Source organism: Pseudomonas sp. NPDC087697, from assembly GCF_044743155.1.
In the GTDB taxonomy this organism is placed as follows: Bacteria; Pseudomonadota; Gammaproteobacteria; order Pseudomonadales; family Pseudomonadaceae; genus Aquipseudomonas.
In genome coordinates this window covers 1-23565 of sequence record NZ_JBIUVW010000049.1, presented here as the reverse complement: position 1 = coordinate 23565, position 23565 = coordinate 1, and the positions used below count along the sequence as shown (strand labels likewise).

At 57.6% G+C, this 23565-nt stretch carries 22 protein-coding genes, 2 tRNA genes and 1 pseudogene; 13 read left to right on the top strand and 12 right to left on the bottom strand.

Going from position 1 to position 23565, the window contains the following annotated elements; all coding sequences use genetic code 11:
• Positions 1-3: 3 nt before the first annotated feature.
• Positions 4-306 carry a type II toxin-antitoxin system HigB family toxin gene (locus ACIPIN_RS25115; RefSeq protein ID WP_401123428.1) on the bottom strand — a complete coding sequence of 101 codons (303 nt, stop codon included), beginning with the start codon at positions 304-306 and terminating at the stop codon, positions 4-6.
• A 203-nt stretch (positions 307-509) separates the two neighbouring features.
• Complete coding sequence (ggt, locus tag ACIPIN_RS25110; RefSeq protein WP_401123426.1) at positions 510-2354, bottom strand: gamma-glutamyltransferase; 1845 nt, start codon at positions 2352-2354, stop codon at positions 510-512.
• 189 nt (positions 2355-2543) lie between these two features.
• Between ggt and ACIPIN_RS25105 the strand changes: the two genes are divergently transcribed.
• Entirely contained in the window at positions 2544-3647 is a 1104-nt protein-coding gene (locus tag ACIPIN_RS25105; protein WP_401123424.1) for a DUF2817 domain-containing protein, read from the top strand.
• Positions 3648-3770: 123 nt separating this feature from the next.
• Here the strand turns inward: ACIPIN_RS25105 and ACIPIN_RS25100 are convergent.
• Positions 3771-3847, bottom strand: a tRNA-Met gene (locus tag ACIPIN_RS25100).
• Positions 3848-3963: 116 nt separating this feature from the next.
• Positions 3964-6021 carry a methyl-accepting chemotaxis protein gene (locus ACIPIN_RS25095; protein WP_401123422.1) on the bottom strand — a complete coding sequence of 686 codons (2058 nt, stop codon included), beginning with the start codon at positions 6019-6021 and terminating at the stop codon, positions 3964-3966.
• Positions 6022-6353: 332 nt separating this feature from the next.
• Here ACIPIN_RS25095 and ACIPIN_RS25090 point away from each other — a divergent pair, with 332 nt between their 5' ends.
• Positions 6354-7571 carry an MFS transporter gene (locus tag ACIPIN_RS25090; protein ID WP_401123420.1) on the top strand — a complete coding sequence of 406 codons (1218 nt, stop codon included), beginning with the start codon at positions 6354-6356 and terminating at the stop codon, positions 7569-7571.
• A 111-nt stretch (positions 7572-7682) separates the two neighbouring features.
• On the opposite strand, the gene ACIPIN_RS25085 is transcribed toward ACIPIN_RS25090, so the two are convergent.
• The gene (locus ACIPIN_RS25085) at positions 7683-7913 is read right to left on the bottom strand and encodes a thioredoxin family protein (RefSeq protein ID WP_401123418.1); all 231 of its coding nucleotides are present in this window, start codon (positions 7911-7913) and stop codon (positions 7683-7685) included.
• A 123-nt stretch (positions 7914-8036) separates the two neighbouring features.
• Between ACIPIN_RS25085 and ACIPIN_RS25080 the strand changes: the two genes are divergently transcribed.
• Positions 8037-8591: a MarR family winged helix-turn-helix transcriptional regulator gene (locus ACIPIN_RS25080; protein WP_401123417.1), complete on the top strand. Its 555-nt coding sequence runs from the start codon at positions 8037-8039 to the stop codon at positions 8589-8591.
• 131 nt (positions 8592-8722) lie between these two features.
• On the opposite strand, the gene ACIPIN_RS25075 is transcribed toward ACIPIN_RS25080, so the two are convergent.
• Positions 8723-9625 carry a LysR substrate-binding domain-containing protein gene (locus tag ACIPIN_RS25075; protein WP_401123415.1) on the bottom strand — a complete coding sequence of 301 codons (903 nt, stop codon included), beginning with the start codon at positions 9623-9625 and terminating at the stop codon, positions 8723-8725.
• A 103-nt stretch (positions 9626-9728) separates the two neighbouring features.
• Between ACIPIN_RS25075 and ACIPIN_RS25070 the strand changes: the two genes are divergently transcribed.
• From ACIPIN_RS25070 to ACIPIN_RS25025, 10 genes are all read left to right on the top strand, one after another.
• Positions 9729-10871: an MFS transporter gene (locus ACIPIN_RS25070; protein ID WP_401123413.1), complete on the top strand. Its 1143-nt coding sequence runs from the start codon at positions 9729-9731 to the stop codon at positions 10869-10871.
• Between the two features lie 417 nt (positions 10872-11288).
• The gene (gene aepX / locus ACIPIN_RS25065) at positions 11289-12200 is read left to right on the top strand and encodes a phosphoenolpyruvate mutase (protein WP_401123411.1); all 912 of its coding nucleotides are present in this window, start codon (positions 11289-11291) and stop codon (positions 12198-12200) included.
• The gene (locus ACIPIN_RS25060) at positions 12200-13399 is read left to right on the top strand and encodes a pyridoxal phosphate-dependent aminotransferase (RefSeq protein ID WP_401123409.1); all 1200 of its coding nucleotides are present in this window, start codon (positions 12200-12202) and stop codon (positions 13397-13399) included. Before aepX ends, ACIPIN_RS25060 begins: the two co-directional genes overlap by 1 nt.
• Positions 13400-13412: 13 nt before the next feature.
• The gene (locus ACIPIN_RS25055) at positions 13413-14198 is read left to right on the top strand and encodes an NTP transferase domain-containing protein (protein ID WP_401123407.1); all 786 of its coding nucleotides are present in this window, start codon (positions 13413-13415) and stop codon (positions 14196-14198) included.
• 8 nt (positions 14199-14206) lie between these two features.
• A complete protein-coding gene (locus ACIPIN_RS25050) occupies positions 14207-14899 on the top strand; it encodes a YidC/Oxa1 family membrane protein insertase (protein WP_401123405.1) in 693 nt (230 codons plus the stop codon).
• Entirely contained in the window at positions 14892-16736 is a 1845-nt protein-coding gene (locus ACIPIN_RS25045; protein ID WP_401123403.1) for a sulfatase-like hydrolase/transferase, read from the top strand. The genes ACIPIN_RS25050 and ACIPIN_RS25045 overlap by 8 nt, the downstream gene beginning before the upstream one ends.
• Positions 16733-18040, top strand: coding sequence for a CDP-glycerol glycerophosphotransferase family protein (locus ACIPIN_RS25040; protein WP_401123401.1), 1308 nt, complete (start codon positions 16733-16735; stop codon positions 18038-18040). The genes ACIPIN_RS25045 and ACIPIN_RS25040 overlap by 4 nt, the downstream gene beginning before the upstream one ends.
• 12 nt (positions 18041-18052) lie before the next feature.
• Positions 18053-18694, top strand: a complete 642-nt coding sequence (locus ACIPIN_RS25035) for a site-2 protease family protein (RefSeq protein ID WP_401123398.1) — start codon at positions 18053-18055, stop codon at positions 18692-18694.
• Positions 18687-19295, top strand: coding sequence for a LysE family translocator (locus ACIPIN_RS25030; protein ID WP_108219795.1), 609 nt, complete (start codon positions 18687-18689; stop codon positions 19293-19295). Before ACIPIN_RS25035 ends, ACIPIN_RS25030 begins: the two co-directional genes overlap by 8 nt.
• Before the next feature lie 32 nt (positions 19296-19327).
• Positions 19328-19612, top strand: coding sequence for a transposase (locus ACIPIN_RS25025; protein ID WP_401123395.1), 285 nt, complete (start codon positions 19328-19330; stop codon positions 19610-19612).
• 126 nt (positions 19613-19738) lie between these two features.
• Here the strand turns inward: ACIPIN_RS25025 and ychF are convergent, their stop codons facing one another.
• The 6 genes and pseudogenes from ychF to ACIPIN_RS24995 all read right to left on the bottom strand — a co-directional run.
• Positions 19739-20839 carry a redox-regulated ATPase YchF gene (ychF, locus tag ACIPIN_RS25020; RefSeq protein WP_401123393.1) on the bottom strand — a complete coding sequence of 367 codons (1101 nt, stop codon included), beginning with the start codon at positions 20837-20839 and terminating at the stop codon, positions 19739-19741.
• A 23-nt stretch (positions 20840-20862) separates the two neighbouring features.
• Positions 20863-21447, bottom strand: coding sequence for an aminoacyl-tRNA hydrolase (gene pth / locus ACIPIN_RS25015; RefSeq protein WP_071553333.1), 585 nt, complete (start codon positions 21445-21447; stop codon positions 20863-20865).
• A 169-nt stretch (positions 21448-21616) separates the two neighbouring features.
• The gene (locus ACIPIN_RS25010) at positions 21617-22216 is read right to left on the bottom strand and encodes a 50S ribosomal protein L25/general stress protein Ctc (RefSeq protein ID WP_262113674.1); all 600 of its coding nucleotides are present in this window, start codon (positions 22214-22216) and stop codon (positions 21617-21619) included.
• Between the two features lie 141 nt (positions 22217-22357).
• Entirely contained in the window at positions 22358-23299 is a 942-nt protein-coding gene (locus tag ACIPIN_RS25005) for a ribose-phosphate pyrophosphokinase (RefSeq protein WP_003171603.1), read from the bottom strand.
• 46 nt (positions 23300-23345) lie between these two features.
• Positions 23346-23420, bottom strand: a tRNA-Gln gene (locus ACIPIN_RS25000).
• A 37-nt stretch (positions 23421-23457) separates the two neighbouring features.
• Positions 23458-23565, bottom strand: a pseudogene (locus tag ACIPIN_RS24995) (4-(cytidine 5'-diphospho)-2-C-methyl-D-erythritol kinase); the annotation flags it as partial.

Here is a 23565-nt window from a genome sequence, read left to right as displayed (position 1 = left end):
GGGTTACTCCATTTCAACGGTATCGGCGTCGATAGCGTCGTACTGCTGGTGGGTGCCGACAAACTTTATGTAAACGGCCCCGAAGCGGTAGGCCACGGCGACGACGAGTCGATAGTCGTTGCCCTTGATGTTGAACACGACCCTACGGCTCTTGAGAATACTGGCGCTGCCAAAATGGGCCTTGATATCCGCAGGGGTTGCCCAGTTCGCGTTCTTTGCTTCGTCAATCCAGGCCAGGAATGACTGCTTCGAGTCAGGGAATTTTTCCCAGAATCCTTTCAAGTGACTGATAGCGATAATTCTCATGAGGCGATCCTAGTCCCGTGACGGGACTGTTGCAAGGCTGCGAAAATAAGAAGCGATGTACGGACTTGTCGAGCATGGAAGATCTTATGCGTCGGCCAAGCCCATTACTGTCAGGTAAAGGCTGGGGCGCGGGATGATCCAGAGCCGTTGTCCATAAAAAAGGGCCTACCCCGCGGTAAGCCCTTTCTCATTTCCAGTTCCGATCAATCCCCCAACGCTTCTCCTTCTCGTCGTGGATCGGCGCCACCGGCCCAAGAGGCTTTGCCCTGCGCGTCGCGCACCCGAACAATGGCCTGGGTGCCGCTGGTCATGTCGATTTCACTGACCACATGCCCCTTGTCCTTGAGGGCCTGGATCAGCGCCGGGCTGAACTGGCCTTGTTCCAGTTCGGTCGGGCCGTTGCGGCTGCCGAAGTTGGGCAGGCCGATGGCGGCTTGCGGGTCGAGGTTCCAGTCGAGCATGCCGACCACCGACTTGGCGACGTACTCGATGATTTGCGAACCGCCGGGCGAACCGACCGTAGCGACCAGTTCGCCGCTTTGACGATCGAAGATCAGCGTCGGCGCCATGGACGAGCGTGGGCGTTTGCCGGGTTCGACGCGGTTGGCAACGAGTTGGCCGTTTTCTTCGGGGATGAACGAAAAGTCGGTCATCTGATTGTTGAGCATGAAGCCCTGCACCATCAGGTGCGAGCCGAAGGCGGCCTCCACGGTGGTGGTCATCGACACGGCGCCACCCTGATCGTCGACGGCAACTACTTGCGAGGTTGAGATCCGTAGGGGTGAGCGATCTGGCGCGTAGGCCACCTGAATGCCCGGCGGCGTGCCGGGTTTGGCGCTGCCCATGCTGCGTAAACCGATCAACGTCGCACGGCTGGCCAGGTAGGCAGGGGAGACCAGGCCGGCGACCGGGACCGGTACGAAGTCCGAGTCGGCGACGTACTGCGCGCGGTCGGCGTAAGCCAGGCGCTCGGCCTCGGCAATCAGATGCACGGCTTCAGGTGCGGGTTCGATACCTGCCGGTTTGTTGGTTTTGAGTGGTTTCAGTCGCGCCAGAGCGAAGCGACTGTCGTAGCTTTCGAGTACCTGCAAGGTGCCGAGGATCTGCGCAATGGCGATCCCGCCCGATGATGGCGGTGGCATGCCGCACACTTGCCAGCGCTTGTAGTCGGTGCACAGCGGGGCGCGTTCTTTGGCGCTGTAGCCTTTGAGGTCGTTCAACGACAGGCTGCCGGGGTTGGCATTGCCCTGAACCTTGGCGACGATTTCCTGAGCAATCGGGCCTTGATACAACGCGCTCGGTCCTTCTGCGGCAATACGTTTGAGGACCTTGGCCAGTGCCGGGTTTTTCAGCAGTGTGCCAATGGCTTTCGGGCTGCCATCGACATTCAGGAAGTACGCAGCCATGTCCGGCGAGCGCGGCAGGAACGGATCGGAGGCGATCATCGTGTGCAGGCGCGGCGAGATCGCAAAGCCCTTTTCCGCCAGGGCAATGGCCGGTTCGAACAACTTCGCCCATGGCAGGCGGCCGTGCTTCTGATGGGCCAGTTCCAGTGCGCGCAATACACCCGGGGTGGCGACCGAACGACCACCAATCTGCGCCTTGGTGAATGGCATGGGTTTACCGTCGGCTTGCAGGAAAAGTTTTTCAGTTGCGCCGGCGGGGGCGGTTTCACGGCCGTCGTAGGTGCGCACAGCCTTGCCGTCCCACAGCACGATCAACGCGCCGCCGCCGATCCCCGAGGATTGCGGTTCAACCAGCGTCAACACGGCTTGCATGGCGATGGCGGCGTCGATCGCCGAACCGCCCTGACGCAGCATCTCCCGTCCCGCTGCAGCCGCCAGCGGGTTGGCCGCCGCCGCCATATGTTTTGAGGCGTACTGGGTGTGCAGGTCGGTGCGATACCCCGAGGCGATTTCCGGGGCCACCGGCAAGGCGCTGATGGACGGCGAAGAGGGTGGGGAGTTACAGGCAGCGAGGGTCAGCGCGGTGGCTATCAGCGAGAGGGCCGCCAATCGGTAGCGGCTCAAATGGAAGGCTGGGAACACGTGGGGCACTCCGTCCGTTGGAAAAAAGATCAGCGGACTGTATCGGCCGCAGGCGTCAGCTGCAACGCTGGTCTTGTGCGCATTGATCGACGGATGGGCACCTTTTTCCTTCTTCAGCGCAGGGTTTTTCTGTAGGGTCGGGGCGCGAGATCTTTGCTAATAACAAGACAATAACAACAAGAGGCCGACATGCAGACCGAGTTCCTAACGCAGCCAAGTTACCGTTCGCAGCGCGAACAATTCCTGGCGGCAGCGACCGCAGCCGGCGCCCGGTTGACCGAATACCCGCATCCACTCAAAGGGCCGTTCGGCGAGCCCCTGAGCACTGACGTGGCGGTACTCGGCGACTCCGGCGCAAAGCGTCTGCTGGTGATGCTGAGCGGCACCCACGGGGTTGAGGGCTTCTACGGTTCGGAGTGTCAGATCAACTGGCTGAACGAGTTCGGCAAGCGCCCACTACCCGCCGATGTCGCGGTGGTGATGATCCACTTGATCAACCCTTGGGGTACGGCTTGGTTGCGTCGCGTCAACGAAGACAACATCGACCTGAACCGCAACCACCTGAACTTCGATCGCCCGCTGCCCGACAATCAGGCTTACGCGGCGTTGAACGAGATTTATACCTTCAGCCAGTTGCAGGGGCCGGAGCGTGATCGCGCCGATGCCTTGCTCGCCGCGCAGCTGCGCGAGCATGGCTGGCCGGCAGTGATGTCGATTGTCGAGGGTGGCCAGCACAGCCATCCCGACGGTCTGTTTTACGGTGGGCTGGCGCCAAGCTGGTCGAACCGGACCTTGCACCGGATCATTGCGGCGCATCTCTCCCAGGCCGAGGTCGCCATGTGTTTCGACCTGCACTCCGGCGCGGGAGAGTATGGCCATCCGATGCTGCTGACCGTTACCCAAGAGGCCTACCCGGCACTGGAACAGGCGCAGGCCCTTTACGGTCCGTGGCTCTACACCATACAGACGGGTGCGCAGGCCCACAGCGAAACCGGGATTGCTGCATCGGCCACTGGCTACACTTCGCAGGCGTTGCTTGATGCGTTGCCGCAGGTGCGCCTGATGCCGTTTGTCATTGAGTGCGGCACCTACCCGGGTGAAGCGGTTCATGCTCATCTGCGTGATGATCACTGGCTGCACTTGCACGGCAATCCGAGTGATGGAGTGGGGCGAGCGATCAAACTGAATCTTGTTGAGCAGTTCTATCCCGCCGACACTGACTGGCAGGAAATGGTCTGGGTTCGCACCCGGCAGATATGGGAAAAGGCGTTGTCAGCATTGCCCACGATCTAGTCGAGCGCCTCGGCGCTTGGTGAACACTGCGGCTCACATCGCGATGTGGGTCGCCGGTGGGCCGGGTACTTTTCTTCAGGCATAAAAAAACGGCCTACCTTTCGGTAAGCCGTTTTTAGTACTTGGTGGCTACACAGGGACTTGAACCCCGGACCCCAGCATTATGAATGCTATGCTCTAACCAACTGAGCTATGTAGCCAAGTGGCGCGCATTATTGGCTCGTAACGATGATGTGTCAAGCGTAAATCTAAAATATTTCTCTACGCTTTCAACCGCTTATCGACCTGACCCGCAAAAACGGATGAGTTTGCGGTTTCAACCCAGCTGAAACCGCCCGGTATTCTCGCTCAAAGCCTTGCTGCCCGAACTCAATGTGTCCGCCGCGAGGTTCACCGCCCGTGCGCCTTCAAGCAGGCGCACGGCGGCCTGATCGACTTGCTGGATGTTGCCACTGACCTCATCGGCCGTGCTGGCTTGCTCTTCTACCGCAGTAGCGATCTGCGCCAGGGTATCGGTGACGCTTTGCACCGCGCTGGCAATTTCCCCCAAACGCTCGCCGAGACCGGTGACCGCTTGCGCGTCGGTTTGTGCCTGGCCGCAGGCGGCTTCCATCAGGCTCACAGCTTCGTTGACCGTGCTGCGCAGGCTGTCGACGGTGCCGGCGATCTGCGCGGTGGAGGATTGGGTGCGCTGCGACAGACTGCGCACTTCATCGGCGACCACCGCAAAGCCCCGGCCTTGTTCGCCGGCACGGGCCGCTTCGATGGCGGCATTGAGTGCCAGCAGGTTGGTCTGCTCGGCAACGCCGCGAATAGTGTCCACCACCAGTTGAATCTGCTGCCCTTGTTCGCTGACTCGGCCGAGGGCGGCGGCGGTGTCGTTCAGGCGCTGATTGAGCTGCTGAATGCTCGCCGTGGTGCGTTGGCTGTCACGGCTGCTCTCGGCGGCAATGCGCTGGGTTTGCTGAGCGCTGCCTGAAGCCTGTTCGCAACTCTGTGCGACCCCTTGCGAGGTCGCGGCCAGTTGCGTGGCCGCAGCAGCGATCTGGCTGATCTGCAACTGCTGGGCCTCGACTTCGCCAAGTGCACCGCTGGCGTGAGTATTGAGAGTTCGCACCGCGTTGCTCAGTTGCAGGGTTTCGTGATCGACCCCCAGCAGGCTGGTGCGCAGTTGCACCACTGCAACGTTGAGTGAGGTGCTGATCGCGGCCAGCTCGTCGCGACCGTGCACCGGCACTTGCAGGCTCAGGTTGCCATCGCGCAGGGCTTCGGCGAGCAGCGTAATGCCGCTGGCGCTGCGGCGGATCGAGGCTTGCAAGCAGACGAACAAATACAGCGCGGCCAGCAGCAGGCAACCGAGGATGCTCGCCACCAGAATGAACTGGCGGATGGCTGAGCCGTGGTAGTAATCCAGACGCTGATCCAGTGACACCAGCGATTGCTGACGCAGCGAGGCGAGGTCAGTGAGGAGGGCGTCGAGGTTGCGCTCGAAGTCATCCGGTTTGAGCGTGATGCTGGCGCCGAACATGCCGTCATCCAAGCCTTTCAACCCGGCGTCCAGATGCTTGAGGCTGTCGTGATATTGCCCGGCCCAGGCCTGCAACGCACTTGGCAGCCGTGCTTCGAGCAGGCTGCCAGTCTTGATCAGTTGCTCGCGAGCGTCGCCAATGCGGCCGCGCAGGTCGCGCAGTTGCAGGCGGCTTTGCAGCGAGAACTGTCCAGACACTACCGACGCCTGTCCGATGCTGGCGAGACGACCGATCCGTTCGATCAGGTCCGGCGCGTGCTGGCTAGAGATCTGCGTCAGCAAGTACGTTTCCAGCCACGGAGCCAGCGTCAGGCGGTTGTCCATGACGATCTGCTCGCGCAGTGCTTGCAGCGCGCTGAGCGCCGCAGTGAAGCGTTCATAACCATCCGGCCACCAGCCGACGCTGCTCAGGCTTTTCGAGTCCAGACCGTTGAGCGCGGTTTGCAGGACCTGATACCGACTGAGGGTGTCGGCCTCGGCCCCTTCGGTTGTCAGCGCATGACCCAGATCGTTGACGGCTTGGTTCAGTGCGGGCTGCACCGCATCGAACGCGCTCATCGCGGCGACGGTGGCCGGCGTTGGCTGGCGATTGGTTTCGGTGGCGCGCCAGCGGGCGGCGCGGTCGCGTTGGGCGGCGAGCAGGTTGTCCAGCGCGTCGAGGGCCAACAACTGGTGCACGCCGGCACGCTCGCCGGCGATCAGGCTGAGCTTGTCGCGGTAATCCTGACCAATCATCCACAGGCTGCCCGCCAGCGGCAGGATAAACAGCAGAAACAACAACTGAAACTTGCGGGCGAAACCGAAACGCCCAAGCAGTCCAATCCCCGGTGCCAGAAAAGCCTGCATGCCCGACTACTCCTCTGGGCACCACGCACCATTGGCGTGCGGTCGCGACGTTGTGGTCGCAACCCGTGCCCTCATAAAAGGCCTCGAAAGTTCACTCCGGCGGGTCATGTGGGACCAGCGCTGTGGTGAAACTTCCCATTCTCTATCCCCTTTGTAAGGGGCCGCGTTGAAGCGGATAAGTAAGGCAAGATTCAGACCATGGCACCGAGCTATTACGTGACGCTCGACAATCCGGAAGTCGTTAGCAGGCTAAGGGGATGGCGTTGCTGCACTGAAAAATGGCACATTGGCGCACCTGCAAGTGCTCCCCCTTACGCTGTATGGAAACGCTCATGGCTACCAGTAACGCTCAAACTGCCGTATCGCCGGCACTCGCGACTTCGCAAAGCAGCCCGTTGGTTATGCGAATCATCGGCGCGGTGGCGCTGGCGCATTTGATCAACGACCTGATTCAGTCGGTGCTGCCGTCGATCTACCCAATGCTCAAGGCTAATTACGGGCTGACCTTCACCCAGGTTGGCCTGATCACCTTGACCTTTCAGCTCACGGCATCGCTGCTGCAGCCGTGGGTCGGTTACTACACTGATCGCCATCCCAAGCCGTATCTGCTGCCGGCGGGAATGATCTGCACGCTGGTCGGCATTCTGATGATGTCCCAGGTCGGCAGTTTTCCGCTGATTCTGTTGGCGGCGGGGTTGATCGGCATCGGCTCCTCGACCTTTCACCCGGAAGCTTCTCGTGTCGCGCGGTTGGCCTCGGGCGGGCGTTTTGGCCTGGCGCAGTCGACCTTCCAGGTCGGTGGTAATGCCGGTTCAGCATTTGGGCCCTTACTGGCTGCGGCGATCATCATTCCGTTTGGCCAGGGCAACGTCGCCTGGTTCGGTTTGTTCGCGATCTTTGCCTTGGTGGTGCTGTATGGCATCAGTCGCTGGTACGCCAATCACTTGAGCCTGTTCAGGCTCAAGCAAGGCCAGGCGGCGACACATGGGTTGTCGAAGGGCAGGGTGATCAGTGCCTTGGTGGTACTCGGATTGCTGGTGTTCTCCAAGTATTTCTACATGGCCAGCTTCACCAGTTATTTCACCTTCTACCTGATTGAGAAGTTCGATCTGTCGGTGGCCAGTTCGCAGTTGCATCTGTTCCTGTTTCTCGGGGCTGTCGCTGCGGGGACTTTTTTTGGTGGGCCGATTGGCGACAAAATAGGTCGCAAGGCGGTGATCTGGTTCTCGATCCTTGGTGTTGCACCATTCACCTTGATCCTGCCTCACGTTGATCTGTTCTGGACCAGCATCTTGAGCGTGGTGATTGGCTTCATCCTGGCGTCGGCGTTCTCGGCGATTGTGGTCTACGCGCAGGAACTGGTACCGGGCAATGTTGGAATGATCGCCGGAGTGTTCTTCGGTCTGATGTTCGGTTTCGGCGGGATTGGTGCGGCGCTGCTGGGGCATCTGGCGGACATTCACGGCATTGAATACGTATACAGGCTGTGTTCGTTCTTGCCGTTGTTCGGGGTGTTGGCGATCTTTTTGCCAAGGACCAGAAAAGCCTGACCTGAACCCTTGTGAAACAAAGGCGCTGACGATCCCGTCGGCGCTTTTTTTTGCGTTCAGGTTCGCCACGTCACGGGCCAATGCGCGGGACGTGGCGATCCAGTGACCTGTTTACTTCAGGTCGGCAAGTGCGGCGCCAAAGTTCAGGTGCAACACCTGACCTTCGACCACCAGCGCAGGCACCGACTTGACCCCGACCGCCTCTGCTTCGGCGATACGGGCAGGACGTTCACCCAGGTGGACGACTTCTACCTTCACTTTTGGGTCCAGCAAGTTCAGCAAGGTTTGTTCGGTGTCGATGCAAACAGGGCAGCCGGCGTGGTAGTAGCGTGCAGTAGTCATTTCGTTGATTTCCATATTTTGGTATCGGATCGATACAGTGCGTATTTTGCACGCGAGCTTGGCTTTGTCAATAAGGTTTTTATCCGATACTATTTATTCGTGCTTTTATTTGGGAATGCCGTAGTGCTGTTCGATCTGCTTGAAAGACTTACCAGCCTGACTCGCGTCTGGTTTCGCCAGCATCCACTGCTGGCCGATATTCAACCGATTCAGTTGAGTGCACTGATGTACCTGGCGCGATGCAATCGCTACTCCAATACGCCATTGGCCGTGACTGATTATCTGGGGCTGACCAAAGGCACGGTCTCACAGTCGCTCAAGGCGCTAGAAACCAAGAGGTTGATCGTCAAAAGCCCGGACGCTCGGGACAAGCGCAGCGTGCACCTGGAATTGACCGAGGAGGCGAGGGTGCTTCTGGGCGCAGTGATGCCGCCGGAGTTTCTGCGCAACGCCACCCAGAGAATGGGCGCGCAGGCTGTGGAGCTGGAGTCTCTGCTGGCAGAGTTGTTGCGCAATGTTCAGCGTACCGAAGACGTGCCCAGCTTCGGCCTGTGCAAGACCTGCCGCTTTCATCAGCACGTCGCCGGTGCACCTTTTTGCGGGCTGACAAAGGAGCCGTTAGCTCACGCGGACATTGAGTTGATTTGCTGGGAACACGAGTTCGCCAGCGAGACTTGAGGTAGAGGATAAGCGTGCGCGACGACAGGAGTCTCACCCTGAAAACCAAATCCCGCGCATAAAAAAACACCCCGACCAGCGGGGTGTTTTATTGAGTGCTCTTACACGTTTGAACAGGGTTCGGCTGAAATTCATGACGTGCGGGCTGTTGCGTCCTGATGGATATGGGAAAACATCCAATCGATAAAGACCTGCGTTTCGGCCGCCGCCTCCTGGGAGACGCCGTAGTAATAGCGGGTCAATGGCAGGCGCAAGGAGGGAAACGGGCAGATCAGGCGTCTAGTGGACAAGTCCTTGCCCAGCAGTGACGTCGGGCACAGGGCCACGCCGAGGCCATCGACGGCGGCCTGCAACACCAGGTGCATGTGATCGAATTGCAGGGTCGGCTGATTGCGCAATTGAGCGATGCCGGAGTGCTCGGCCCAGTTTTGCCAGTCGCTGCTGCGGGTTCTGCCTGACAACAGTGTGTGGTGGACCAGGTCGTGGGTGCTGTTTAACGGCACGCTTTGCAGCTGCAACGGTGCTGCGACCAGCACCAAGTCATCTTCCAGCAATATTTGTGGTTGAACATTGGACGACCATCCGGACTGTCCACGGCGGATCACCACGTCGAATGTCTCGCGCGATTGATCCGGTGGCAGGGTGCTGGTGACCACTTCGGGCTGGATATCCGGATACAGCGCCATGAAGTTCGGCAGCCGCGGGATCAGCCATCGCACCGCAAAGGATGGGCGCACGTTGATGGTCACTTTGCGCAGCGAAGCGCCCCGGGTCAGGGCGTTGGCGGCGTTGGCGATCTGCGCCAGGGCCACGCTGACTTGCTCATAAAACGTCTGGCCGGCCGGCGTGAGCAAGGATTGCCGGGTTCGACGCTCGAAAAGCAACACCCCCAGGTGTTCTTCGAGCAGCTTTATATGACGGCTGACGGCGCTGTGGCTGACATGCAGTTCTTCGGCCGCACGGCTGAAGCTCTGATGACGAGCGGCAGCGGCGAAGGCCCGGACGGCGTTCAAGGGGGGGAGGTTGGAAATCATGTGTCTAATTTAGTCACATCCAAGGTGCAATTAAAGCGTTTGTCAGCGTTCTTGCTTCACGCCAATCTGAAGGCCGCACTTTGTATCGCCGGCCGTTGATCCAATGCCAGTCAAAAACACCCATACTGCTGATCGGGCCTCGATGCGAGCCGCGTCGATATTAGGCCTTTGTCTGCCCGCAGATACCTTGCTGTATTTGCTGTTGCCCATGCAGCCAGAGGCGTTCGGCATTAGTTTGCCACAGGCGGGCCTGTTGCTGGCGGCCAACCGACTGGTGAGGATTTTCGGCTACCGCTACGTAATGAGTTTTTATGCACGCAGGGGCGATTGTCCGGCTTCATTGCTGGCCGCCGGGACTGCTGCGTTGTGTGCATTGGGTTACGCGACGCTTTCGGGGTTCTGGGCCTTGCTGCTGTTGCGCCTGGGCTGGGGTTTGTCTTATGCGGCGTTGAACTTGTCCACGCAAGTCATGGCAACCGCCGAGCCTACAGGCGCCGCGCGTCGCACCGGCCGTTCGCGGGCGTTGATTGCCACCGGCCCCATGCTGGCGTTGCCGGTGGGGGCGATGCTTTGCCTGATCTATGGGCCGCGAGTGATTTTTTTCCTGATGGTCGTGACTTCGTTGCTCGGCATGTGGCTGGCCAACGGTCTGCCGTCGGCGCCGCATCCGATGTCGGCGTCGACGCGGCGATTCCAGCGTCCGGACAGCGTGGCGGTCTGGTCGTTTATCGAAGGGCTGACCCTGGACGGGCTCTTTATCATCGGTCTTTCGCTACAGGCTCAGCAGTTGATGGCGGGTGATGCGGTGATGGTGGCCGGGACGCTGCTGGCCTTGCGTTACGTATCGGAGATGCTGCTCAGCCCGCTGGGCGGGGTGGTGGCGCAGCGCTGGGGAGCGACGCGCATGCTGATAGTTTTTTCGTTGATGACCTCGATTGCACTCGTGGGGTTTGGCAATCACTGTTTGGTAGTGGGCGGAGCTCTGGTGTTGCTATTGCGCGCGCTGCAATTGCCGCTCGTGGTGACCGTCGTTGCGCAACGCCACCCCGGTGCCGGGCGTGTCCGGGCGCTGGCGGCGAATGCGGTCTGGCGTGACATCGGGGCGGGCGTCGGGCCCTTGCTGGCCGGTTTGCTGCTACCGGTGGCGGCATCGGTGTGGGTGTATTCGGTGGCAGCACTGTGTCTTGCCGTCAGCGCATTGGCCTGCGCACAACGAAACAGGGTGGCGGTTGAGATAACGCAGTAGTCAGGGCGCGACTTTGCGGGTTTAGCCATTTTTGCCTTCGCCATTATTCAAGTTGAGAAAGAGGGGGGCGACGAAAACTCAGGAAGACCCTCGTAAATCGTGAGGCGTGGCATGAGCAAACAGTCGGATTGAAGAAAATAATAAGTAAACGAATCTAGGCTTGAGAGGTGCCTTATGTGTTCGAATCTTCAAGAAACGTTAATCAAAATGTAAGAATTTATTGCGTTCGAATGGCGGCTGTGTTTTTTTACGCTTGCGTTCAGCGCACTGTTAAAGGGTGTGGTCAGTGATGAAGGGAATCATATGAGTATGTGTTCTAGTTATTAGCCAGGCTTGTACTAAGTAAAACCGTCGCACTCTCTGATCGTCGAACTTTAGATTTTGACGTAATAGCCAACTATTGCCTGGGGAAAAGTAATGAGCCGTGAAATCGTGTCCAAGTTTATTTCTGCCGATCGCCGCGGAGCGACACTAAGGAACTTGCTGGCGGAAAAGCGTTGCCTGCGCTTTCTTGAAGCGCATAACCCGATATCCGCGATATTGGCCGAGAACGCATCGCAAACGGTCGGCGGGCAAAAGCGCGAATACGACGGTTTCTGGTCCAGCTCCCTGACAGACTCCACTGCTCGCGGAAAACCGGATATCGAAGTACTGGATATCAAGGACCGCCTGGGAAATGTAAACGATATTTTCGAAGTGACCCGCAAGCCGTTGATCATGGACGGCGACACCGGCGGCAAGCCCGAACACTTTGCCTATGACGTCCGTTCGCTGGAGCGTCTGGGGGTTTCGGCGGTGATCATCGAAGACAAGACTGGATTGAAAAAGAACTCGTTGTTCGGCAATGATGTATTCCAGCAACAAGAAAGTATCGAAGACTTCTGCAATAAGATTCATATCGGTAAACAGGCGCAGATATCCACTGACTTCATGATTATTGCGCGCATCGAAAGTTTGATTCTCGATGCCGGTATCGACGATGCACTGACTCGCGCCGATGCCTATGTTGGCGCCGGTGCCGATGGAGTGATGATTCATAGTCGCAAAGAATCACCCGATGAAATATTTGAATTCGCCAAGCGCTTCCGTCAACAACATCCAACGGTTCCATTGGTTTGTGTGCCGACCAGTTATTCAAGTATTTCGTTCGAGGCGTTAGAGGCTGAAGGCTTTAATGTGGTTATTTATGCGAACCATATGTTGCGTTCGGCTTATATGGCGATGAAAACCGTTGCCGATAGCATCTTGTTTTCGGGCCGAACACTGGAAGTTGAGCCCAGCTGCCTGTCGATCAAAGAAATCCTCGAACTCATTCCGGGAACAAAATAATGACCAGACCAACCTTGGCCGATCGCAACGCTCAAGTGGTTGCGCCTAGCACTTCTCGTATGCGCAGCATCGCCAACGAGCTGAAAGAAAAGGGTGAGTCGATCATCAACTTCGCCGCAGGCGAACTCGACTTCGACACCCTCGATAGCTTGAAAAAAGCTGCGATCGAGGCCATTCAGGGCAAGTGCAACACCTACACACCAGCGCTGGGCGAGAAGAAGATTCGCGAGCAACTGGCCGCCTATATCTCGGCGGAACTGGGCGTCGATTACGCCTGGAACGAAGTGGGCATGACCGCTGGAGCCAAGCAGGCGCTGTACAACACTGCCATGGTGCTGATCAATCCGGGTGATGAAGTCATCATTCCGATCCCTTACTGGGTGACGTTCCCTACTCAAATCGAGCTGGCGGGCGGTAAACCGGTACTGGTCGATACCAAACCGGACAACTACAAGTTGACGGCCGATCTGGTCAGCGCCGCGATTACGCCGAGCACCAAAGCGATCCTGATCAACACACCGAATAATCCGACCGGCGCCGTTTATGACGAAACCGAATTGCGCAAGATCGGCGAACTGGCGATCCGGCACGACCTGTGGATTATCTACGACGAATGCTATTCCCGACTGATTCGCAACGGCGGTCGGCACCACAACATCGTCTCGCTCATTCCGCAGCTGAAAGAACGCACCGTCATCATCAATTCGTTCTCCAAGAGCATGGCCTTGACCGGCTGGCGACTGGGTTACTCCAGCGGTCCGGTGGACGTGATCAAGGCCATGGAAAACCTTCAGGGCCATACCACGTCCAACCCGAACGTGGTTGCCCAAGTGGCTGTGTCCAAGGCTTTGGACCAGTCCACGGATTTCATCACTACCGCTAACGCGATCCTCGATCGGCGCTTGCAGGTCATTCAAAAAGCCCTGATCCACATCGAGCATCTCAGCGCCGCCCAAGCGGACGGTGCGTTCTACGTGTTCGCCAATATCCAGTGGTTTATTGGGCGGCAGTACAACGGCAAGGTTGTTCAGACCACCGATGCCCTGGTCGAGTTGATCCTGGCTGAAGCCAAGGTGGCGGTGGTGTCCGGCGCAGGGTTTGGCGACTCCAGCGGCATTCGGATTTCCTACGCCGTGAGCGATGCCGATGTTGAAACCGGTATGCAGCGTCTGACTGAGTTTTTCGGAAAATTTAACTGAGGAGAGCCCTGAAATGAAAAAGGAAAACCCTGTTTCTGTGATTGTCCTGGCGGCGGGGCTGGGTTCTCGTCTGGAAGATCAGACGCTGTCGAAAAACAAATGCCTGATCGAAGTGGCCGGCAAAACCATCATTACCCGTTTGCTGACTCAACTGCAGTTGCAAAACGTGGCGAACGTCATTATGGGCGTCGGCTACTTGAGTGACGTGCTGGAAAGTTACATCCGCCGCAACCATCCAGAGATCAAGAGCGTGTTCGTCAATAACCCGATCTACGCACGATCGGGTTCGGTTTACTCCCTGAACCTGTGTCTGGACGCGGTGCCGGAAGGTCACGATGTCGTGGTGTTCGAGGGCGATGTGGTGGTCGAGGACTCGCTGGTGGCGCGCTCATTGGCGTCCTTGAAAACCTTGGGCGAACAGGAGTTTTCCACGGTGCTGGCGCCTTATTCGAGCGAATTGACCGGCACCTTCGCCTTGATCGACAGCGAGAAAGTGACAGCGTGGCGGCATGAGTCGGTGCGCGATGCCGACTTCCCGCTGTTGTCGTCATTCAAGACCGTAAACATTACGGCGATGACCGCAGCGGCGGTCGCGACCTTGCAGGAGCATATCAAGACCACGGTCCATCTCAACGGCGTCAAGGCGCCGCTTGAGTATGCAATGGACAGTCTGATCAAGAACGACTACGTGATCCGGCCGGTGGTGGTTACCCATGAGAAATGGTTCGAAGTCGATACGGCCGAGGACCTGGAAATCGCCAACGAAATTTTCAGCACCTCGGCGCTGGTTCTTTCCTGAGGTGAGCCATGTTTGCTGTTCTCTATGAGGTCTTGATCCTGCCCATCGCCCATTGTTTTCAATGGGTGCTGGACACCAGCTACACACGAACCGAGAGCTTCGGGACGTCAATTGTCGTCCTCAGCCTGGTGTTCAACTTCGTGTTGCTGCCGATCTACCACTTTGCTGAAAAAGTGCAGAACAAAGAGCGCGCGGCCCGGGCAAAAATGGAGCCGAAAGTTCAAGAGTTCAAACGCTGCTTCAGCGGTTATGAACGGCACATGATGATCTCGGCCCTGTACCGGCTACATCATTACCACCCGGTCTTCGCACTGCGAGGCCTAGTGCCGTTGTTGATTCAGGTGCCGGTGTTCATCGCCGCCTATGGCTTGCTGAGCCATTACCCGCCGATATGGGAAAAGAGCTTTCTGGGCATCGCCAATCTCGGCGCGCCGGATGGTTTGTTGGGCGGCGTCAACCTGTTGCCCATCGTCATGACCGTGATCAATCTGATCTCGGCCTACATTTACAGCCGTGATCTTTCGTCCCGGGAGCGGATGCAAACGTGGATCGTGGCGATGGTGTTTTTTGTGTTGCTATACACCTCGCCATCGGGGCTGGTGCTGTATTGGATCTGCAACAACCTCTTCTCGCTAATAAAAAATATTGTCTATCGAGTTGCCCGATCCGGCTCGACACTTCGAAGGATTTCCAATGCTTAATTCGACGAGCCCCGCGTATGCCGTGGGGGCGAATGCCCTGGCGCAGCCCCGGGAAAAACCACTCAAGCTGTTTCTCCTGGCTTTCGCGGCGCTTTATCTGCTGCTGTTTCTGGCCACGCCTTTGGCGCTGACCAGTTTCGAGGATGATGTCACTGGCCTCGGTGGTTACTTGACGATCTATACCGCGACCCATGCGGTGGTGTTTGTTGCGTACCTGGCGCTGATCTTTGTCATCGGCGCGGTTTCACACCGCCATGTGCTTTCTGTCCTGACGGTGATTGGGTTGTGGGCGTTGATCGTCGGTATCGTCTATAGCTTCTTCCTGCCGCTGGATGCGGGGATGATCGACAACTTCAAGTTCTCTGACCCCAAGGCCCTGGTGGTTTCCCGGGAGCACTTGATTGTCGATGTCGCCGTGTGTGCTGGTGCATTGCTGGCCGCGTTGATCGTGCTGAAAAGTTTCGCCGTGCAGGCGGGTAAGTTCCTCACGCTATTTGTGTTGATCTGCGCGGCATATGCTTTGTTCTCGGGTTACACGCTGGCCTCGAAAATCGCTGCAATTCCCCCGCCCGGTAACGACGGCAAAGAAACGATCTCGTTCTCGAAAACCGAGAAAAACATCGTCGTGTTGATGATTGACGGCTCCATGGCCGGTTACATCCCTACGTTGCTGAAAAGTGATGCAGGCATGGCCGAACGCCTGAATGGTTTCACCTGGTATTCCAACGTGGTGTCCACCGGCAACCGGACGTTCAACGCATTACCGGCGGTGTTTGGCGGGTTCGATTACACCGCGGCCAACATCAACGATCGACCGGGCAACCTGGAAGACAAGGTCAACCAGGCTTACATGCTCTATCCGGAAAACTTTGCCGCCAAGGGCTATGGCGTTAAATACGTCGACCCGTTCTGGTATGGCTTCGCCCGCCGTGGTGACTGCAATAAATTCGTTGAGGGGCGTACCGGCGATTGCATTCACGTCATCGACACCATCGGTCGGCAGGAAACCAACAAACATATGTCCGGCAAACACACCGAGTACTTGTGGGGTGTGTTCAAGCAGTACCTGGCCATTTCGATCTACAAGGCGGTGCCCAACACCCTGAAGGGGCAGGTGTATGACGCCGGAAACTGGCAAGGTGCCTCGCTGTCCTGGTGGAAGCGTGAAGACAAGTTTCTCGAGAACTACTTCTCGCTATTGGCGCTTCCGAGCATTTCCGATACCGCAGCACCTGGCCCGACCTTTACCTTCATGGCCAACAACATCACCCGCGCGGTGCTCAAGCTGGACGAGAGCTGCGTGCCGAACAAGAGCCTGAAAACCACCCCTCAGGAACTTGAGTTCTTCAAGAGCGAAGACACCGCCGAAATCTACGACACCTTTTATTGCGCCATGAGCGGTGTGACCAAATACCTGGACTGGTTCAAACAGCAGGGCATCTATGACAACACCCTGTTTGTGCTGGTTTCGGATCATGGCTGGCCTTCGCGCAACCCACTGCTGGACGGCTTCCATGACGCCGAAAAACAGGAAGTGTATTCGCAGTTCCAGAACCTGTTACTGATCAAACCGTTCGGCGCCCACGGAGTGCCACAAGAAAGCCGCGAGTTCATTTCCAATGCCAGCGTGCCGGGCATTGTCTGTCAGGTGATCGGCGGTTGTGTGGACCGTAACACCGGCAACCGCATCACCTACAAAGCGCTGACGGAACCGGTGAAGTTGTACGAAACCCCGTGGCAACCCCAAGGGCAGAACGCCGACTCTTACAAGATTCTCAACACGTATGAAGTGAAGGACGACGTCTCGATTCCGGCCAACTGGAGCAAGTTGCAATGACCATCCTGCTTGAACACGCCGTGGCGATTCCTTATGTCGGTCTTTACCTTGATCCGGGCACTGGCAGCCTGCTGTTCTCGCTGATTGCCGGGGTGGTCACGACGGTTTTTTATTCCGCCAAAGGCCTCTACTACAAGTTGAGCGGCTCGGCCAAAGGCGCGGTCGGCACCGCCGAACGTAGCGTGCTCGACACCTGGTCGGTGGTGATTTATTCCGAGGGCGCGCGGTATTACGGCACCTTCAAACCCCTGTTGGCGCAACTGGCTAAGGCCCGCATAAAAACGCTGTACCTGACCTCGGACAGCAACGACCCCGGGCTGACCGCCCATGCCGACCTGACCACGTGCTTTATCGGCGATGGCCATAAAGCCTGGGCGCTGCTCGGGCGGATCAAGGCTGACGTGTGCATTTCGACTACGCCGGGGCTGGACGTGATGCAGTTCAAACGCTCAAAACAGGTGAAGCACTACATGCACCTGGTTCACGCACCGACCGACAAGGCCTTCAACCGGCCTTACTCCTTCGATTACTTCGATTCTGTCGTCATCAACGGTCCTCACCAGGAGCGCACCTTGCGTTTCCTGGAGAACTTGCGTGGCTCCAAGCCCAAGCAACTGATCATGGGCGGGTGCCTTTATTACGATGATCTGGTCAACCAGTTACGCAACCTGACCCCGGAGCGCGTCAGCCCTGTCAAAACTGTCCTGCTGGCGCCAACCTGGGGACGCAATGGTTTGTTGAGCCTACACGGCAGCAAGTTCCTCCATCGGCTGACGCAGCAAGACATCAACCTGATCATCCGTCCTCATCCCCAAAGCCTGGTGTCGGAGCCGGCATTGATCCAGGAGTTGCAAGCGTTGTTCCCCGGCAACCTGCGCCTGGAGTGGGACTTTTCGCCGATTCCGTTCGAGGCCATGGCCAAAAGCGACGTGATGATTTCCGATATCTCCGGAGTGATTTTCGACTACGCGTTTCTGTTCGAGAAACCGGTGATCACCGTGGGTATCGAGCCGGTACGCGAAGGCACCGAAGCCAGCGATCTGCCCTACGATCCCTGGGAATTAACGGTGTTGAATGACATCGGTCTGCGGCTGACCGAGCAGGATATCGACCGGTTAACGGACTATCTGCCGACACTTACCCAGGACGAACGGTTCAAGCGCAACATCCGCGCCTTGCGCGCCGAGTACGTGGTGAACTTCGGCTGCGCGGTCCAGCCGATCATGAAGGCGATCAAGCCACTGATTGAGGATCACGCAAACGTGACTCAGCCGTTTGCTGCCCTTGAGCGGCGTGCGGAGTAGGGAGGGGAGGCCATGGCTGAACTGCTCGCTGGACTGTCGATATTGATCCCGGCGCTGGTCCTGGCCGTGACGGTGCACGAGGCTACCCATGCGCTGACGGCCGCGCTGTTTGGTGACAGGGTGGCGGTGGCGGGCGGGCGGGTTTCCCTCAATCCATTCAAGCATTGCTCGTTGCTGGGCACGGCGGTGGTGCCGTTTTCGCTATTCATCCTGACGTCGCTGATGACCCTGCCCGGGATGTTGGTGGGTTGGGGCAAAGCGGTGCCGATCAGCGAGCATTTGTCCTCTCGCAAGGCCGGACTGTTGTGCACCGCACTGGCCGGGCCGGTAGCAAACCTGCTGCTGGCCGCACTCTGCATCGGTGTGCGCAACCAGGTGCAGGAATACGTCTGGTTGATCGCGTTTCTGGAGACCTGCGCGTCTCTCAATCTATTCCTCTGTGTGGTCAACATGCTGCCCGTGATGCCACTGGATGGCGCGACGTGTATTCAGGCTCTGAGCAGTGAGCGCGTGTGGAATTACTACAAGCACATTCAACCCTGCCTCTATGTCACCGGTGCCGGGTTGTTGTTCACGGGTTTGTTAAACAAGTACATCGTTTGGGCTACACAGAGTCTTCTGAGTGCCCTGCTGAGTGGAGTGATTCATGGCTAGTTACGGACTGTTTCTAATTTTGGCAACCCTGACTGTGCTCAGTCCCGGTCCTGGGGTGGTGCTGACGATTTCCAACTCCCTGCGTCATGGCTGGACCGGTTCGCTGCCCGGCATCTTCGGTATCGCGTTGGGCGCTTTTGTCGTGGCGGGTATTTCCGCCAGTAGCGTAGGGTTGATCCTGGCCGCCTCGGCCACTGCGTTCACCATTCTCAAATACATCGGTGCACTGTACTTGTTGTACCTGGGGATCAAGATGTGGCGTACCAAGAGTTTTATCCCCGAACTCAAAGTCACTTCGTCGCGTCCGTGGCGTCGATTCGTCGAGGCGTTGTCGATCCAGTTGCTGAACCCCAAGGCCGGTTTCTTCTTTCTCGCAGTATTCCCTCAGTTCATCAAGCCGGAGGGTAACTACTACAGCCAGTTCTTCTTGCTGGTGTCGTCCTATAGCTTGCTCGTCGTACTGGTTCATACCGGATATGCCCTCATGGCCAACGGCGCAAGAGGCTGGCTCTCCACGAACAAGGGCGCCAGGATTGTCGGCAAACTGTCAGGCATCACCTTCTTTTGCTTTGGCGTGCTGATGGCTTCAGCCAGCAAATAAACAGACTTGAATGATTTAACCCAGGAGGCTTCATGGCCAGGAAGGCAATCCACTTTTTACTATTGGACGAAGACCGCGAGCGACTGAAGAAAATAGCCCGTTCCGGAATTCTGCCGTATAGAAGTGTCATCCGGGCTTCGATTCTGCTGTTACTGGAAAGCGGACTGTCCCCCAAGGAAGTCAGCTTCCGGCTGAACATCTCGGCACCGGTAGTGTTCAAGTGGCGTAGCCGTTACCTGGTGTTCGGCATCAATGGGTTGGAGGATCTTCCTCGCAGTGGATTGCCGAAGGTGTTGCCGATGGTCGTGGGTGGATAACGCGCTTCGGTATCGCTCATCCAGTTGCGGCCATTCGCTGGGGCTAAAACGCAAAAAATCCCCGTATCAGTGAGTGATTACGGGGATTTTGAGTCTAGCGAGATCCGTGTAAAACCACGGTCACCGTTATACGTTGAAGCGGAAGTGCATCACGTCGCCGTCTTTGACGATGTATTCCTTGCCTTCCAGACGCCATTTACCGGCTTCTTTGGTGCCGGCTTCGCCCTTGTACTGGATGAAGTCGTTGTAGGCGATGACTTCGGCGCGGATGAAGCCTTTCTCGAAGTCGGTGTGGATCACGCCAGCGGCTTGTGGTGCGGTGGCACCGACGCGGACAGTCCAGGCGCGGACTTCTTCAACACCGGCGGTGAAGTAGGTTTGCAGGTGCAGCATTTCGTAGCCGGCGCGGATCACGCGGTTCAGGCCAGGCTCTTCCAGGCCCAGGGCCTCGAGGAACATGTCTTTTTCTTCGCCGTCTTCAAGCTCGGCGATTTCCGCTTCGATCTTGTTGCAGACCGGCACGACCATTGCGCCTTCTTCCTCGGCAATGGCCTTGACCACGTCGAGCAGCGGGTTGTTTTCGAAACCGTCTTCGGCAACGTTGGCGATGTACATGACCGGTTTGGTAGTCAGCAGGTGGAAGCCACGGATCACTGCCTTCTCGTCGGTGCTCATGTTCTTCATCAGGGTGCGCGCAGGCTTGCCTTCGGTGAAGTGAGCGATCAACTGCTCCAGCAGGCCTTTCTGAACCACTGCGTCCTTGTCACCACCCTTGGCGTTGCGAGCGACTTTCTGCAGTTGCTTCTCGCAGCTGTCGAGGTCGGCGAAGATCAGTTCGAGGTCGATGATCTCGATGTCACGTTTCGGGTCGACGCTGTTGGAAACGTGAATCACGTTCTCGTCTTCGAAGCAGCGGACCACGTGAGCGATGGCATCGGTTTCGCGGATGTTGGCCAGAAACTTGTTGCCCAGGCCTTCACCTTTCGAGGCGCCGGCAACGAGGCCAGCGATGTCGACGAATTCCATGGTGGTCGGCAGGATGCGCTTTGGATTGACGATGGCCGCCAGAGCGTCCAGACGCTTGTCCGGCATCGGCACGATACCGGTATTCGGTTCGATGGTGCAGAAGGGGAAGTTCTCGGCCGCGATACCGGATTTGGTCAGGGCGTTGAACAGGGTGGACTTGCCGACGTTAGGCAGGCCGACGATGCCGCAATTGAATCCCATGGTGTTTCCCCGAGGAGTTAGAGTCAGGCCTTCTGGCTGTGCAGGTTTTTCATCGCTCGGTTCCATTCACCGGCGAAGATATCCGGCAGCACGCCGAGGGCAAAGTCGATGCTGGCATCGAGTTTTTCCTGTTCGGCGCGTGGCGCACGACCCAGGACAAAGTTTGAAACCATACTGGCAACGCCTGGGTGGCCAATGCCGAGCCGCAAGCGGTGAAAGGTATTCTGGTTGCCCAGTTGCGCGATGATGTCGCGCAACCCGTTGTGACCGCCATGCCCGCCGCCCTGTTTGAGCTTGGCAACGCCGGGTGGCAAGTCGAGTTCGTCATGCGCTACGAGTATTTCTTCCGGTTTGATGCGGAAAAAACCGGCAAGAGCCGCCACGGCCTGGCCGCTACGGTTCATGTAGGTGGTAGGAATCAGCAGACGAACATCCTGACCCTGATGCGAGAAGCGCCCGGTCAGGCCGAAATATTTGCGATCGGCGACAAGGTTGACGCCTTGTGCTTGCGCGATGCGCTCAACAAAAAGGGCCCCTGCGTTATGCCGGGTCTGTTCGTATTCGGCGCCTGGATTTCCCAGGCCAACGATCAGTTTGATGGCAGTCACGTCAGGGGCCCTTCTTTGGAGTGGTGGATAACATCGCTGCAATAGGTGTGTGCGGCGAAAGTGGACGAAAAATGCTCATTTACCATTATGTAAACTCCGCGTTCCCGCCCGCTTTCTCGCTACGTTCCAGTCCGCGATGTTACTGGGTCACTCCGGCGTACAGAGTGAATTACTCTGCAGCGCCTTCTGCAGCTTCTGGAGCAACACGTGGAGCGTGAACGTTGGCAACAGCCAGGTCGTTACCGTGAGCCAGAGCAACAAATTCAACGCCTTTAGGGGCCTTGATGTCGGACAGGTGAATGATCGAACCGATTTCGGCGTCAGCCAGGTCGACTTCGATGAATTCAGGCAGGTCTTTTGGCAGGCAGGAAACTTCAACTTCAGCAACAACGTGCGAAATTTCGCCGCCTTTTTTCACTGCAGCAGCTTCGTTGACGAAGTGCACAGGAACGTGAGCGGACAGTTTCTGACCAGCAACAACGCGTACGAAGTCAGCGTGCATCACGTGGCCTTTGGCCGGGTGACGCTGCAGAGCTTTGATGATTACGTTTTGCTTGGTGCCGCCAACGTTCAGCTCGATGATGTGGCTGTAAGCCGCTTCGTTTTCGAGCAGTTTGGCAACTTCTTTGGCCAGCATGCTGATGGATTCAGGGGCTTTTTCGCCACCGTAAACTACAGCTGGAACCAGGCTTGCGAGACGACGCAGGCGGCGGCTCGCACCTTTCCCCAGGTCGGAACGCACTTCAGCATTCAGAGTAAAATCGTTCATGTTGTATCTCCAAAATAACCACATTCGCCCCAGCGTTTGCGACCAGCGCTAAAGGCGATATGGGCAAAAAAGCCCCGCCCCGACAGTAATGCCGGGGCGGGGCGCTTTTCGTCATCGAGATGTATCCGAAGGGCAGGGCCCTTAGCGGAACATCGCGCTGATCGATTCTTCGTTGCTGATGCGGCGAACCGCTTCGGCAACTACCGGTGCGATATCCAGTTGACGGATACGTGCACAGGCTTGTGCTGCAGCGGACAGCGGGATGGTGTTAGTCACCACCAGCTCGTCCAGCACGGAATTTTCAATGTTCTCGATGGCCCGACCCGACAGCACAGGGTGTGTGCAGTAGGCAAAGACTTTGGCAGCGCCATGCTCTTTCAAGGCTTTAGCCGCGTGGCACAGGGTGCCGGCGGTATCGACCATGTCGTCAACCAGAATACAGGTACGCCCTTCGACATCACCGATGATATGCATCACTTCAGAGTGATTGGCTTTCTCACGGCGCTTGTCGATGATCCCGAGATCCACGCCCAGGGATTTGGCAACAGCACGTGCACGCACGACGCCGCCAATGTCCGGGGACACGATCATCAGGTTTTCGAAGCGTTGGTCTTCGATGTCATCCACCAGTACTGGGGAGCCGTAGATGTTATCTACCGGAATATCGAAGAAGCCCTGGATCTGGTCAGCATGCAAATCAACCGTGAGAACACGATCGATGCCGACTACGGTAAGCATGTCAGCGACGACTTTCGCGCTGATAGCCACACGTGCGGAACGCGGACGGCGATCCTGACGGGCATAACCAAAGTAGGGGATCACCGCAGTGATTCGAGTTGCTGAGGAACGACGGAAGGCATCAGCCATCACGACGAGTTCCATCAGATTATCGTTGGTCGGAGCGCAAGTCGGCTGAATAATGAAGACGTCTTTACCGCGGACGTTTTCATTGATCTCAGCGGTGATTTCGCCATCGGAGAACTTACCGACAGAAATGTCACCGAGAGGGATATGCAGCTGACGTACGACACGCCGAGCCAGATCGGGGTTAGCGTTCCCCGTAAAGACCATCATCTTGGACACGCGCAGTACCTGAAGGCTGAGGGTAACCTGGATGAGTATAGGAAAATGGCAGGGGCGGCTGGATTCGAACCAACGCATGGCAGGATCAAAACCTGCTGCCTTACCGCTTGGCGACGCCCCTGTATCTGTTGCAACGAGTACCCAGTACCCGGTTCCTTTTAGAGCAGACTTTGCAGCTTGCGATGCAACATCGAAACGTTGCTTCCCTTTGCTACAAACCCTGTAAGGGTCTCTGTAAGAAGGGCCGAGACTTTATCAGCTTCAGC